At 57.7% G+C, this 12,950-nt stretch carries 12 protein-coding genes; 6 read left to right on the forward strand and 6 right to left on the reverse strand.

What is annotated here, in order from left to right; genetic code table 11:
* Positions 1–3 precede the first annotated feature (3 nt).
* From ACZZ0G_RS24985 to ACZZ0G_RS25005, 5 genes are all read right to left on the reverse strand, one after another.
* Positions 4–1,026, reverse strand: coding sequence for an ABC transporter permease (locus tag ACZZ0G_RS24985; RefSeq protein ID WP_463557928.1), 1,023 nt, complete (start codon positions 1,024–1,026; stop codon positions 4–6).
* A complete protein-coding gene (locus ACZZ0G_RS24990; protein ID WP_034154280.1) occupies positions 1,026–2,087 on the reverse strand; it encodes a microcin C ABC transporter permease YejB in 1,062 nt (353 codons plus the stop codon). The genes ACZZ0G_RS24985 and ACZZ0G_RS24990 overlap by 1 nt, the downstream gene beginning before the upstream one ends.
* Positions 2,087–3,955, reverse strand: a complete 1,869-nt coding sequence (locus tag ACZZ0G_RS24995) for an extracellular solute-binding protein (protein ID WP_463557929.1) — start codon at positions 3,953–3,955, stop codon at positions 2,087–2,089. Before ACZZ0G_RS24995 ends, ACZZ0G_RS24990 begins: the two co-directional genes overlap by 1 nt.
* A gap of 133 nt (positions 3,956–4,088) precedes the next feature.
* Positions 4,089–4,370: a peptidylprolyl isomerase gene (locus tag ACZZ0G_RS25000; protein WP_007912303.1), complete on the reverse strand. Its 282-nt coding sequence runs from the start codon at positions 4,368–4,370 to the stop codon at positions 4,089–4,091.
* Positions 4,371–4,467: 97 nt separating this feature from the next.
* Positions 4,468–5,337, reverse strand: coding sequence for a lipase family alpha/beta hydrolase (locus ACZZ0G_RS25005; protein ID WP_463558894.1), 870 nt, complete (start codon positions 5,335–5,337; stop codon positions 4,468–4,470).
* A 336-nt stretch (positions 5,338–5,673) separates the two neighbouring features.
* Between ACZZ0G_RS25005 and ACZZ0G_RS25010 the strand changes: the two genes are divergently transcribed.
* Positions 5,674–6,753, forward strand: coding sequence for a hypothetical protein (locus tag ACZZ0G_RS25010; RefSeq protein WP_463557930.1), 1,080 nt, complete (start codon positions 5,674–5,676; stop codon positions 6,751–6,753).
* Between the two features lie 55 nt (positions 6,754–6,808).
* Here ACZZ0G_RS25010 and ACZZ0G_RS25015 read toward each other — a convergent pair whose 3' ends face one another.
* Positions 6,809–7,885, reverse strand: a complete 1,077-nt coding sequence (locus ACZZ0G_RS25015; RefSeq protein WP_463557931.1) for a 3-deoxy-7-phosphoheptulonate synthase — start codon at positions 7,883–7,885, stop codon at positions 6,809–6,811.
* Between the two features lie 616 nt (positions 7,886–8,501).
* On the opposite strand from ACZZ0G_RS25015, the gene ACZZ0G_RS25020 reads away from it, so the two are divergent.
* The 5 genes from ACZZ0G_RS25020 (at position 8,502) to pgsA (ending at position 12,891) form a co-directional block, all read left to right on the forward strand.
* On the forward strand, positions 8,502–9,263 hold the full coding sequence (locus ACZZ0G_RS25020; RefSeq protein ID WP_463557932.1) for a carbon-nitrogen hydrolase family protein: 762 nt from the start codon (positions 8,502–8,504) through the stop codon (positions 9,261–9,263).
* Complete coding sequence (locus ACZZ0G_RS25025; protein ID WP_463557933.1) at positions 9,260–9,703, forward strand: GNAT family N-acetyltransferase; 444 nt, start codon at positions 9,260–9,262, stop codon at positions 9,701–9,703. The genes ACZZ0G_RS25020 and ACZZ0G_RS25025 overlap by 4 nt, the downstream gene beginning before the upstream one ends.
* Before the next feature lie 127 nt (positions 9,704–9,830).
* Entirely contained in the window at positions 9,831–10,472 is a 642-nt protein-coding gene (gacA, locus tag ACZZ0G_RS25030; protein WP_463557934.1) for a response regulator transcription factor GacA, read from the forward strand.
* Between the two features lie 2 nt (positions 10,473–10,474).
* Positions 10,475–12,298 (forward strand): excinuclease ABC subunit UvrC, encoded by a 1,824-nt coding sequence (uvrC, locus tag ACZZ0G_RS25035; protein WP_463557935.1) that lies wholly within the window; start codon positions 10,475–10,477, stop codon positions 12,296–12,298.
* A gap of 32 nt (positions 12,299–12,330) precedes the next feature.
* Positions 12,331–12,891 (forward strand): CDP-diacylglycerol--glycerol-3-phosphate 3-phosphatidyltransferase, encoded by a 561-nt coding sequence (pgsA, locus tag ACZZ0G_RS25040; RefSeq protein WP_016984200.1) that lies wholly within the window; start codon positions 12,331–12,333, stop codon positions 12,889–12,891.
* Positions 12,892–12,950: the final 59 nt, after the last annotated feature.

The raw sequence follows: 12,950 nt of genomic DNA on the forward strand, positions 1-12,950 counted from the left end.
GCTTCAGGATCGAGGGTCGAACGCGTCACGCAACGCTTCGCCGATGAACACCAATAAAGAAAGGATCAGCGCCAGGGTGAAAAACGCCGTCAACCCGAGCCACGGAGCTTGCAGGTTCTGTTTGCCTTGACCAATCAATTCGCCCAGCGAGGCACTGCCGGCGGGCATGCCGAATCCGAGAAAATCCAGCGCGGTAAGGGTGGAAATCGCCCCGGTCAGAATGAATGGTAAATAGCTGAGTGTCGCATTCATGGCGTTGGGCAGAATGTGCCGGAAGATCACCTTGCGATCGCTCAGGCCCAGCGCACGGGCGGCTTTGACGTACTCCAGATTACGCCCGCGCAAGAACTCGGCGCGCACCACATCCACCAGTGCCAACCATGAAAACAGCGCCATGATCCCCAGCAGCCACCAGAAATTCGGCTCGACAAAACCGGAGAGGATGATCAGCAGGTACAACACCGGCAGCCCCGACCAGACTTCCAGCACGCGTTGCCCGAGCAGATCGACCCAACCGCCGTAGTAGCCCTGCAATGCGCCGGCGGCGATGCCGATCAGCGCGCTGACAAAGGTCAGCATCAAGGCAAACAGAATCGACACCCGCGCGCCGAAAATCACCCGTGCGAGCACATCCCTTGATTGATCGTCCGTGCCTAGCCAGTTGACCGACGTCGGCGGGCTCGGCGCCGGTTTGTTGAGGTCGTAGTTGGGCGTGTCATCACTGAACGGAATCGGCGGGAACAGCAGCCAGCCACCGTCCTTGCGAATCAGGTTCTGCACATAGTCGCTGCGATAATCGGCCTGGAACGGCAGTTGCCCGCCGAACTCTTGCTCGGTGTGGCGCTTGAATACCGGGAAGTACCATTGGTCCTGATAGCTGACGACCCAAGGCTTGTCGTTGGCGATCAGCTCGCCACCCAATGTCACCACAAACAGGCCGATGAACAGCCATAGCGACCACCAGCCACGACGGTTTTTCTTGAAGCGCTCGAAGCGCCGACGCCCTAGAGGGGAGAGCTTGAACATCAGGCGTTCCTCGCGGCGAAGTCGATACGCGGGTCGACCAGCGTGTAACACAGATCGCCCACCAGTTTTATCAGCAGGCCAAAGAGGGTAAAGATGAACAGCGAACCAAACACCACCGGGTAATCCCGTGAAACCGCGGCTTCGTAGCTCATGCGTCCAAGGCCATCGAGGGAGAAGATCACTTCGATCAGCAAGGAGCCGGCGAAGAACACACTGATGAACGCCTGCGGGATGCCGGAAACCACCAGCAGCATGGCGTTGCGAAACACATGGCCATACAGCACGCGACGTTCGCTCAGACCTTTGGCGCGCGCGGTCACCACGTATTGGCGAGTGATTTCATTGAGAAACGAGTTTTTCGTCAGGATGGTCAGCGTGGCGAACCCACCGATCACCAGCGCCGTTACCGGCAGCACCAGGTGCCAGAAGTAATCGGCAATCTTGCCGAGGGTCGATAGTGATTCGAAGTTGTCCGACACCAGACCCCGCACCGGAAACCAGTTCAGCGACGTGCCGCCGGCAAACACCACGATCAGGAACATCGCAAACAGGAACGCCGGCATCGCGTAACCGATGATGATCGCCGTGCTGCTCCAGATATCGAAATGACTGCCATGATGCACGGCCTTGCGGATCCCCAGCGGGATCGACACCAGATAGGTGATCAGCGTCGCCCACAACCCGAGGGAAATGGTCACCGGCATTTTTTCCAGGATCAGATCGGTGACTGTCGCGCCACGGAAGAAGCTTTTGCCGAAATCCAGTTGCGCGTAGTTCTTCAACATCAGCCACAAGCGTTCATGGGCCGGTTTGTCGAAACCGTACTGTTTCTCGATGTCCTTGATCAGTTGCGGATCGAGACCGCGACTGGCGCGGGAGGTGCCGCTCATGGTTTCGCTGGCGCCGCCTCCGACACTAGCGCCGCCGATGCCTTGCAGGTGGGCGATGGCCTGTTCCACCGGACCGCCAGGCGCGGCCTGAATGATCACGAAATTGACCAGCAGGATGATCACCAGCGTCGGGATGATCAGCAGCAGCCGCCGCAGTATGTAACCCCACATCAGTGCGGTCCTCCGGGTCTGCCACGGGCGATCTTCTCGGCCGTCATCTGTTGATTTGTCAGCGGCGTGCTGCTGATTTCCCACCAGCTCTCGATGGCCTCGTCATTGCTGGCTTGCACCGACGGTATGCCGAAGCGGTTCCACCATACGGTCGATGTGCCCGGTGGATAGTAGTTGGGAATCCAGTAGTAATTCCATTGCAGCACCCGGTCCAGAGCATGGGCGTAATGCAGCATGTCAGACTGCGTGGACGCACGGATCAAACCGTTGATCAACGTATCCACCGCCGGATTTTTCAACACCATGTAGTTGTTCGCGCCCGGGTCGTTGGCCGATGCGGAGGCGAAATAATTGAGCAATTCGCCCCCCGGCGAAGTGCTGACCGGATAGCCGGTGACGATCATGTCGTAGTCGCGGCTCATCAGGCGATTGACGTATTGCGAGGAGTCGATACGGCGAATGTTCAGATCGATGCCGATCTGTTTCAGTGTGCGCTTGTACGGTAGTAGCAATCGATCCATGCCGTTCTGGCTGACCAGAAAGGTGAAGGTCAGCGGCTCGCCCTGGGCATTCACCAACTGATCGCCATCCGGTTTCCAGCCGGCCTGTTCGAGCAGTTCGAGGGCTTGCAACTGTTTGTCACGGATAACGCCGCTGCCATCGGTTTTCGGGGCTTCGAATACCGTGGTGAAAACCTCGTCGGGAATCTGGCCGCGCAGCGGTTCGAGGATTTTCAGTTCCTGCGCATCGGGCAGGTCGCTTGCCGCCAGTTGCGTGTTGGAAAAGTAGCTCTGCTGGCGGATATACATACCGCGCATCATTTGCCGATTGCTCCACTCGAAATCCCAGAGCATCGCCAGGGCCTGGCGCACACGCCGATCCGCAAACACGGGTTTTTGCAGGTTGAAGACAAAACCCTGGGCCGACTGTGGCGCCTCGGTGGCCAAGTGTGCTTTTTGCAGACGCCCGTCGCTCAGCGCGGGACTGTCATAGCCGATCGAGTAGCCAGTGGCCGAGAACTCGCGGTTGTAGTCATAGGCACCGCCGCGCAGCACTTGCCGGGCGACGTCGGTATCACCGAAGTACTCGATGCTGAAGTGATCGAAATTGTACAGGCCGCGACTGACCGGCAAATCCTTGCCCCACCAGTCGGCGTTGCGTTCAAACGTGATGCTGCGCCCCGAATCGACTTTACCGACTCGATAGGGGCCGCTGCCCAGTGGCGCTTCATAACCGCCGCCGCCGGCGAAATCGCGGCTCTTCCACCAATGCTCGGGGAATACCGGCAGGGTCGCGACGTCCAGTGGCAGGGTGCGGTTTTCATTGCTCTTGAAGTCGAAACGCACGATCAGCGGTGCTTCCACTTCGACGCCTTTGACGTCAGCAAACTGGGTGCGATAACGCAGGCTGCCCTGGGTCATCAATAAATCGTAGGTGTAGCGAACGTCTTCAGCGGTGATCGCTTTGCCGTCGGCGAAGCGTGCCTTGGGATTGATGAAGAACCGCAGCGACAAGCCGTCGTCCGAGCGCTCCATTTTTTGTGCGACCAGGCCGTAAACGGTGTAAGGCTCGTCCAGAGAACGCTGGGCCAGCGGTGAGTAAAGCAGGCCATCAATCTGTGTGACGCCGATGCCTTTGTCTATATAGGGAAGGATATGGTCGAAGTGGCCGATCTCGATGGCCGAGCGGCGCATGGTCCCACCTTTGGGAGCCTGCAGGTTGGTGTAGTCGAAATGACTGAAACCGGCAGGGTACTTGGCGGGTTCGCCATAAACGGTCAACGCGTGTTGCGGTGCAGCGTTCGCGCCAGTGACGCCCGTCAGCAGGGCGAGGGCGGTGAGCATCAATGTGGGGAAAACCAGTCGCATTGTCAGCCTTGGAACCGGGAAATCGATATGCGCAAGTTGTACGCGAGAGGCGCGCCAGTCGCCAGCCGTATATGTAACTGAAACACAACGGCCCACCAGAAGGCGGGCCGTTGGCGAGCAATCAGGCGATGGATCAGTCCTGACGGCTGGTCACTTCCAGCAGGTGATAACCGAACTGGGTTTTCACCGGACCTTGCACGACATTGATTGGCGCGCTGAAGACCACGGTGTCGAATTCCTTGACCATTTGGCCTGGACCGAACGAACCCAGATCGCCGCCCTGGCGGCTGGACGGGCAGGTGGAGTTAGCCTTGGCGACTTCGGCGAAATCGGCGCCGCCTTCGATCTGGGCCTTGAGTTCGTTGCACTTGTCTTCGCTGGAAACCAGGATGTGGCGGGCAGTGGCTTTAGCCATGGGGAAACTCTCCAATCTATTTCAGTAAAGTGTGGAGCCTACCGGATTCAGTGGGCGAATTCTCGGCAAAGTTCCGTTCGGTTGTCCGTGGCTTTGGTCAGAGATTCGCGGCGCGCAGACGTTCGGCATGCTTGACGTACAGTTCAATCGGGTCAGGCAGAGCAGTTTCCGTAGTGGCTGTGCGACGCAGGGTGCTCAGATGATTCAGCGGATAGTCGGAGCGGATCACCTGCCCCAGGTGGGAACTGAAGCGGCCGACAAAGCCATCATTCTGCTGTGTCTCGGTCATGAAGTATTGCGATAGTGCATGACAGATGTTCTGAGTCGGATCGAGTGTCGACGGACTGTTGACCGGCAGGACGCCGCTCCAGGAGTAATAGCGCACTTCATTGACCAGCTCCGCGCCGTGCCCGCCCCAGGTTTCGGGCAACCCTTGTGGAAATCTGTCATTGAAGTCGCCCACGCCTTCAGTTGTCAGAGCATTGAGTGCCGCCAGCGCATTCTGTGGCAACGTCGCGCTGCCACTGAGCAACGAAAGAAAATTGCCAAACAGTGTCGCCACATTCTGTGCGACCGCCTCTGGCAGCCGTCCAGGCACCAGGGCCTTGCGTAGAAAGTCGGCCAGCTCCGAACCGTGATTCGGACCACTGACAGAAGTCACCGAGGCTACGGCGTGTGGTGCGAGCGCCGCAGCGTATCGAGCAGCCAATGCTCCCTGGCTGTGTCCGATGAGGTTGACTTTATCGGCACCAGTACCTCGCAAAACACGATCAATCTGTGCAAGCAGTTGCTCACCCCTTGCTTCGTTTTTATGGGTGGCAGAAAGGTGTGGAACAAACACTCGGCTGCCGGCCGTTTTCAGAGCGTCCTTTACGTCATGGAACAGCTCGAAATGACCGATGCGCTCGAATCCGAACAGGCCGTGTACCAACAGGATGGGATAGCGAGTTGAAGCATTCCGTTGCATGTTCTTACCTTTTTCACAGAAGTTCATCGGGGAATCCGAGGGCCACTCTAAAACACTCATCCGGCTGAAGAAGTAAGAAGAGGCTTCTCTTGGCCGTTGAATCTGGACTAGGGGCTGTACGAATTTTCAGATACTTATGAGATCCGAATCGGAAGTTGCCGCCATCTTTCGATGGGTTGATGGCGGTTTTGCGCAGATTGCCTACCGATTCGGAGGCGTTTGCTGTGTGCCTGCGGCGGATTAGGCTGACATCGAAAATGCACAGGATCACGTTCAATGTTGGCTGTCGACGCCGTCCATGAAAGCGGCGTTTTTTCCAAGGAATGGAGCCTCTAAATGCACACGCACGAAGTCGAGTTTTGCTACCGGATGCGTCACCCCGTCAGTCCATGTGAGTCGAATGAACTGCTGCCAGCGGCAGTCCTCGATTCCCTGGAGGAGACGGTGCTTGATCCGTCGCTGGGCAAGGTCGTTGTCCGTATCGCTCCTTACGCAAACATGACCTGTGGCGATCAGGTGCTGTTGAGTTGGGACGGTCTGGATATAGAGGGCTTTGCTTACCAGCATGAAATGGTTCGCTATGTCAGCGAAGAACAGGTCGGCAAGGATATCGTTTTCGTTATCAAAGGCATGCATGTCGCGGCACTGGATGGCGGTTCGCTGGAGGTCTACTGGAAACTGCTCAGTGCTCGTTCGTCCGCACCTGCGTTTTCTGCACGCATACAGTTATCTGTAGGGGATACACGACCGCAGTTGCTTGCCCCGATTGTCGAGGGTGCGATCGGAGGGACGCTGGATCCGGCGCGAGTAAGGGAAGGTACGCTGATCGTGCTCCAGCCTTACGCCCGAATGGCTGCCGGAGACCAGATCAAGTTGATGTGGGGCGCAAATGAACTGCCTGCAACGTTCAGCGACACCCTGAAAGTCGAAGATTTTGCTGTCGCCGACGTCCTGTCATTCTGGATTGACGGAGCGCACATTGCGCCGCACCTCGGTGGCGAGGTGATGGTGAGCTACCGAGTCGAACAAACCGGGGGAGTTGTTCGCGAATCCGAAACCACGAGAGTTGTCATCACTCCATTCGTTCATGGTGAGCTGGACGCTCCTGATGTGCTTGAAGCTGAAGATGGTGTGCTGTTGAACGATGATTCGATAGATGGCGTCACCGTAGTGATCGGTAATGCCCAGACGCAGGAAGGTGAGCTGGTGTATCTCAAGTGCGACGGGGATTTTTTCAATCACCGGGATGACCGCGAAATCACTCGGGAGACTGCAGGGAAACCGCTGATCTTTATCGTGCCGCACAGGTTCTGGCGTGAGCACCATGGCACGACCGTGCGGGTGTCCTACACGGTTGAACGTCTGGACGATGTCAGTCAGGAATCGGCGGTGACGCCAGTGCAAGTGGAGGCGTAACGGAAATGTGCTCAGCCCTCCGGTTTGCGATAAAACCGGAGGGCATGTCTCGCAATCAGCCTCTGGCGTCTGCGGCGAGGCGCTGCGCGGCTTCAAGCAGCAAGCGTTCCGTTGCGCTGAAACCGAGGCACCCATCGGTAATCGACACCCCGTAACGCAATGACTCGCTCAGCGGCTGGCAGCCTTCGAACAGGTGAGACTCAATCATCATGCCGGTCAGAGAACGGTCACCTTGCAAGCGTTGCTCAAGCACTTCGTTAAAGACGCCGGGCTGACGCAGGGGATCCTTGCCGCTGTTGGCGTGGCTGCAATCGACCATGATCCGGCTCGGAATCTTCAGGCGATCCAGGTCGGCATGGATTTTGGCCACGCTCTCGCGATCATGGTTCGGTCCTTTATGGCCGCCACGCAGAACCAAGTGGGTGTCGGGGTTGCCTGGCGTTTGAATGACGGCCGGATGCCCTTGGCTGTCGACGCCGAAATGCCGGTGCGGATGAGCGGCCGAACGCATGGCGTCAACGGCAATGGCAGCGCCGCCGTCGGTGCCGTTCTTGAAGCCTACCGGCATGCTCAAGCCACTGGCCATTTCCCGGTGGATCTGCGACTCAGTGGTACGAGCGCCAATGGCCACCCAGCTCAGCAGGTCATCGAAGTACCCGGCAGCCATGGGTTGTAGCAGCTCTGTGGCCACCGGCAAGCCGAGGCGGATCATTTCCAGCATCAGCTCGCGCGACAGAGCAAGGCCGCCAGCCATGTCATCGCTGCCATCCAGACGCGGGTCGTAGGCCAGACCTTTCCAGCCGACCGTGGTACGCGGTTTTTCGACATAGGCGCGCATCACCAACAGCATTTCGCCGCTGACTTCTTCAGCCAGCCGAGCGAGCTTGCCGGCGTACTCGAGTGCCGATTGTGGGTCATGGATAGAGCAGGGCCCGACGATGACCAGCAGTCGCGGGTCTTGGCCATTGAGAATGGCGCGAACCGCTTGGCGGTGGGCGGTGACTTGCTGGCTCAAGACATTGCTCAAGGGCAATTGCTGTTTGAGCTGCAACGAGCTGGGCAGACGCAGAGTCAGTGCTTCGTTGGCAGAGTTCAGAGTGGACAGTGGCAGAGCAGAAACGGACGAGTTCATATTCGGTCTTCCTGGGCTGGCGGCGGGTTCGTCCCGCGCGCTCGGCCCTACTGGGGTGTTCGACAGTTGGCCGTATTGGCTATGTGTGTGCGCTTGCCACCTGTAGGTGACCGATCGGAGGCGGCAGGCTGTCCCGAGCGGAGGCTGGTAAATCGCCAGGCGCTAAAGCTGTCGTAACGGTAATAAGTGGCGTAGTTCATTTCGCGAATCCTCAAAGTGTCTGGTGTGTTGCTGAAAAAGTTCGGGGCCGAAAAAACAAAACCCCCGGTCGGGAGGCCGACCGGGGGTTGAGAAATCTCTGGTAGGCGACCCGTTGTTATGGGCGCCGTTTGGGTATCAGGCGCGCCAGTGGCTAAACCAATACCCAAAATAAAAGCTGACCGGAGCGCTAATGTCATTCACCCGGGCAGCCGCAACCGAGCGCAGGGCGCTGGCGGTACGAAGCTGTGAAAGGGTGCTGAGCATGGTCTGTCTCCGATGAATGGGCCGAGCTTACTAGAGGCCGATGTGGCTCAGCAATCAGAAATTGCTATGGCGCTATCAACAAAATGCCTATTGCCTGATTCGGGCAAGAGTGGTGACACTCAGTGTTTCGCTTGATTGCCAAGGATGAACCATGTCGACACTGACCATTGCCGCTGCCCAAAGCTTCTCCCTTGCCGGGGATCTCCCCGGGAACATTGCCCGACATGGCCGCTTCATTGAGGCCGCAGCGGAACAAGGCGTTGAGTTGCTGGTTTTTCCCGAGTTGTCGCTGACTGGCTATGAAGGGCAGGACGCGGCGGCATTGGCGATTGACCCACAAGATGCAGTGCTGCAACCCCTGAGGGATTTGGCTCGAGAGCACAGGGTGACTGCCGTTGTCGGTATGCCCATCCGGGTGGAAGGCAGTGCGTCGGCGCTGATAGGCGCTCTGGTGCTGGGCGCTGACGGATCTCTTGTTGTTTACAGCAAGCAGCATTTGCACACGGGCGAGGAACTTGTTTTTGCGCCCGGTTTCGGTGGCCCGACCCTGAATATCGGCGGGGACGTCGTCGCGTTGGCGGTGTGCGCGGACTTCACGCATGCCAGCCATGCCGCGGCGGCCGCCGATCAGGGCGCTGACCTTTACGCAGCCGGTGTATTGATCAGCGAGAAAGGTTATGCAGTCGATACCGCAATACTTCAGGGCTACGCCCGGCAACACTCGATGGTTGTGCTGATGGCCAATCACGGCGGTCTGACCGGCGGTTGGCAATCTGCGGGGCGCAGTGCCATCTGGTCTGAAGACGGTTCATTGATCGCCGCAGCTACAGGGACGGGCGACTTGTTGGTTGTCGCCCAGCGTAATGACGGTGCGTGGCAGGGGCGGGTTGTTCCTGTTACGCACGCCCGATGACATTCCAGTTACGTCTTGCGGCTCCAGAGGATCTGGCGTTTGCCCGCGCGCTTACCTGTCAGAACATGCTGCGTTATTACATTCACCATGACCTGCTATGGCAGGACGAGGCGTTTGACATCGCGTGGCCGGGACGACAGAACTGGTTGATAGTGCGGGGTGAGCAGGCGATGGGTTTTCTCAGTCTCAGCCGGGATCTGCGTGCGCTCTACATCCGCGAATTGCAGATTGCTGAAGCGTTTCAGGGGCAGGGCACTGGTTCTTGGGCGATCGATCAGGTTATCGACATGGTCCGCAAAGAAAGACGCCCGGCTCTACGGCTGACCGTATTTGAAAATAATCCGGCGAGAAACTTGTATGAGAGAAAAGGACTACAGGTTCAGGGTGCGGACGAGTGTTTCCTGCGAATGCAGCTTGATATCAGTACACATGTGCGCTGAAACCCACGGCCGGCAAGCCTTCAATGATGAATTGAAACTTTTTAAATGACGCTTTCCGCTAGGTCTGCGTGGCACTTTTTGCTAAGGTGTCCGGCATCCCAATATGACCATATCGCGAGGTGTCTGCTTGATTAGGGTGCTAGTGGTCGATGACCATGATCTCGTTCGTACAGGCATTACACGTATGCTGGCCGATATCGATGGCTTGCAGGTGATTGGCCAGGCCGAATCCGGGGAAGAGTCCCTGATCAAGGCCCGAGAGTTGAAGCCCGATGTGGTGCTGATGGACGTCAAGATGCCTGGCATCGGCGGCCTTGAAGCCACGCGCAAACTGTTGCGCAGTCATCCGGATATCAAAGTGGTCGCGGTTACGGTGTGTGAGGAGGATCCTTTTCCTACACGCTTGCTGCAAGCAGGTGCTGCGGGTTACCTGACCAAGGGTGCGGGTTTGCCGGAAATGGTTCAGGCGATTCGCCTGGTGTTTGCCGGCCAGCGCTATATCAGTCCGCAGATTGCCCAGCAATTGGCGATCAAATCCTTTCAGCCGTCCAATGATTCACCCTTCGACGCTTTGTCCGAGCGGGAAATTCAGATCGCCTTGATGATTGTCGGCTGTCAGAAGGTACAGATCATTTCCGACAAGTTGTGCCTGTCGCCGAAAACCGTGAACACCTACCGCTACCGTATTTTCGAGAAGCTTTCGATCAGCAGCGACGTCGAGTTGACACTGTTGGCGGTGCGTCACGGCATGGTCGATGCCAGCCTCTGACCATGACTGAAACATTCGACTCCGGCGCGTTTCTGTCGACAGTCAGCGGGCGCCCTGGCGTCTATCGCATGTTCGACAGCGATGCTCGCCTGTTGTACGTGGGCAAGGCCAAGAACCTCAAAAAGCGTTTGGCCAGCTACTTTCGCAAAACCGGACTGGCGCCTAAAACTGCTGCCTTGGTCGGGCGTATTGCGCAGGTCGAAACGACCATCACCGCCAACGAAACCGAAGCGCTTCTGCTTGAACAAACGCTGATCAAAGAGTGGCGGCCGCCGTACAACATCCTGTTGCGCGACGACAAATCCTATCCCTATGTGTTTCTGTCCGACGGCCAGTTCCCGCGCCTGAGCATTCATCGCGGGGCGAAAAAAGCCAAGGGCAAGTACTTCGGCCCTTATCCGAGCGCCGGCGCCATACGCGAAAGTCTGAGCCTGCTGCAAAAGACTTTTTTCGTTCGCCAGTGTGAAGACAGCTACTACAAGAACCGTACCCGGCCATGTCTGCAATATCAGATCAAACGTTGCAAGGCGCCTTGCGTCGGTCTGGTCGAACCCGATGTTTATGCTGAAGACGTGCGTCACTCGGTCATGTTTCTTGAGGGGCGTAGTCACGCGCTGACCAACGAATTGTCGACTGCGATGGAAGAGGCGGCGATCAACCTGGAGTTCGAGCGAGCCGCCGAGTTGCGCGATCAGATCGCGCTGTTGCGCCGGGTCCAGGATCAACAAAGCATGGAAGGTGGCACCGGGGATATCGATGTCATCGCGGCATTCGTCAATCCGGGTGGCGCCTGCGTGCACTTGATCAGTGTGCGTGGCGGGCGCGTGCTGGGCAGCAAGAATTTCTTTCCGCAAGTCGGCATCGAAGAGGACGTTTCGGAGGTCATGGCCGCGTTTCTTGGCCAGTATTTCATCAGCAGCCCTGAGCGCGATTTGCCCAGCGAACTGATCGTCAACGTGGTGCACGAAGATTTTCCGACGTTGATCGAAGCGATTCATGAGTTGCGTGGTCGCGAACTGGCCATCAGTCATCGGGTGCGCGGCACGCGTGCGCGCTGGCAGCAACTGGCGGTGACCAACGCAGAACAGGCGCTGGGCGCGCGGCTGGCCAACCGTCAACACACGGCAGCGAGGTTTGAGGCTTTGGCCGAAGTGTTGAACCTGGATGAGCCGCCGCAGCGTCTGGAATGCTACGACATCAGTCATTCCAGTGGTGAGGCCACGGTTGCTTCCTGTGTGGTGTTTGGCCCTGAAGGCGCGATCAAGTCGGACTACCGACGCTACAACATCGAAGGTGTGACGGCGGGTGACGACTATGCCGCCATGCATCAGGCCCTGACGCGACGCTTCAGTAAACTCAAGGAAGGCGAGGGCAAGTTGCCGGATATCTTGTTGGTGGACGGTGGCAAGGGGCAGTTGTCGATGGCTCGAGATGTTCTCAACGAGTTGGCTGTGCCGGACCTGATCCTGCTCGGTGTCGCCAAGGGTGCCACACGCAAGGCTGGCTTCGAAACGTTGTATCTGAATGATGCGGCGAATGAGTTCACATTGCGTGGCGATTCGCCGGCGTTGCATCTGATTCAGCAGATTCGTGATGAGGCCCACCGCTTCGCGATTACAGGACACCGCGCACGCCGAGGCAAAACCCGCCGTACGTCAACGCTGGAAGGCGTCGCGGGTGTCGGGCCGACCCGTCGTCGCGATTTGTTGAAACATTTTGGTGGATTGCAGGAGCTGTCTCGTGCAAGCATCGAAGAGATCGCCAAAGCCCCGGGGATCAGTAAAAAGCTCGCTGAGTCGATTTATGCAAACCTGCATAGCGAGTAGAATGCCCCTTCACCTCGTAGCCAGTTGTGCCGATGAATATCCCTAATCTGATTACCGTTCTACGCGTCCTGCTCATTCCGATCTTTATTTTGCTGTTCTATTTGCCTTATCAGTGGAGCTACATGGCTTCCGCTTCGGTCTTTGCCTTTGCGGCAGCGACGGACTGGCTGGACGGTTATCTGGCCCGTCGTCTGGAGCAAAGCACCCCGTTCGGGGCGTTTCTCGATCCGGTCGCCGACAAACTCATGGTTGCAGTGGCACTGGTGCTTCTGGTCCAGGAACATGGCAATCTCTGGCTCACTCTGCCGGCTGCTGTGATCATCGGTCGCGAGATCGTGGTATCGGCCTTGCGCGAATGGATGGCCGAACTCGGCGCCCGTGCCCACGTCGCCGTTTCGAATCTCGGCAAATGGAAAACTGCGGCGCAGATGCTTGCGCTGGTCATTCTGTTGGCCAATCCGAAAGACTTCAGTTTCTGGGTTGTCCTGGGTTACGCCTTGCTGATGGTCTCTGCCGGCCTGACCTTGTGGTCGATGGTTCAATACCTTCGCGCCGCATGGCCGCACCTGAAGACCGATGTAGAAAAGAAATAAAACTTTTTTGAATCAAGGGGTTGACGGAGCTTCTTAATTCTATAGAATGCGCATCACCA

This window comes from Pseudomonas sp. AC169 (assembly GCF_979258515.1).

Bases quoted from the DNA above. Each gene is read 5' to 3' on its own strand.
- ACZZ0G_RS24985 (WP_463557928.1), bottom strand. From the start codon at position 1,026: ATGTTCAAGCTCTCCCCTCTAGGGCGTCGGCGCTTCGAGCGCTTCAAG.
- ACZZ0G_RS24990 (WP_034154280.1), bottom strand. From the start codon at position 2,087: ATGTGGGGTTACATACTGCGGCGGCTGCTGCTGATCATCCCGACGCTG.
- ACZZ0G_RS24995 (WP_463557929.1), bottom strand. From the start codon at position 3,955: ATGCGACTGGTTTTCCCCACATTGATGCTCACCGCCCTCGCCCTGCTG.
- ACZZ0G_RS25000 (WP_007912303.1), bottom strand. From the start codon at position 4,370: ATGGCTAAAGCCACTGCCCGCCACATCCTGGTTTCCAGCGAAGACAAG.
- ACZZ0G_RS25005 (WP_463558894.1), bottom strand. From the start codon at position 5,337: ATGCAACGGAATGCTTCAACTCGCTATCCCATCCTGTTGGTACACGGC.
- ACZZ0G_RS25010 (WP_463557930.1), top strand. From the start codon at position 5,674: ATGCACACGCACGAAGTCGAGTTTTGCTACCGGATGCGTCACCCCGTC.
- ACZZ0G_RS25015 (WP_463557931.1), bottom strand. From the start codon at position 7,885: ATGAACTCGTCCGTTTCTGCTCTGCCACTGTCCACTCTGAACTCTGCC.
- ACZZ0G_RS25020 (WP_463557932.1), top strand. From the start codon at position 8,502: ATGTCGACACTGACCATTGCCGCTGCCCAAAGCTTCTCCCTTGCCGGG.
- ACZZ0G_RS25025 (WP_463557933.1), top strand. From the start codon at position 9,260: ATGACATTCCAGTTACGTCTTGCGGCTCCAGAGGATCTGGCGTTTGCC.
- uvrC (WP_463557935.1), top strand. From the start codon at position 10,475: ATGACTGAAACATTCGACTCCGGCGCGTTTCTGTCGACAGTCAGCGGG.
- pgsA (WP_016984200.1), top strand. From the start codon at position 12,331: ATGAATATCCCTAATCTGATTACCGTTCTACGCGTCCTGCTCATTCCG.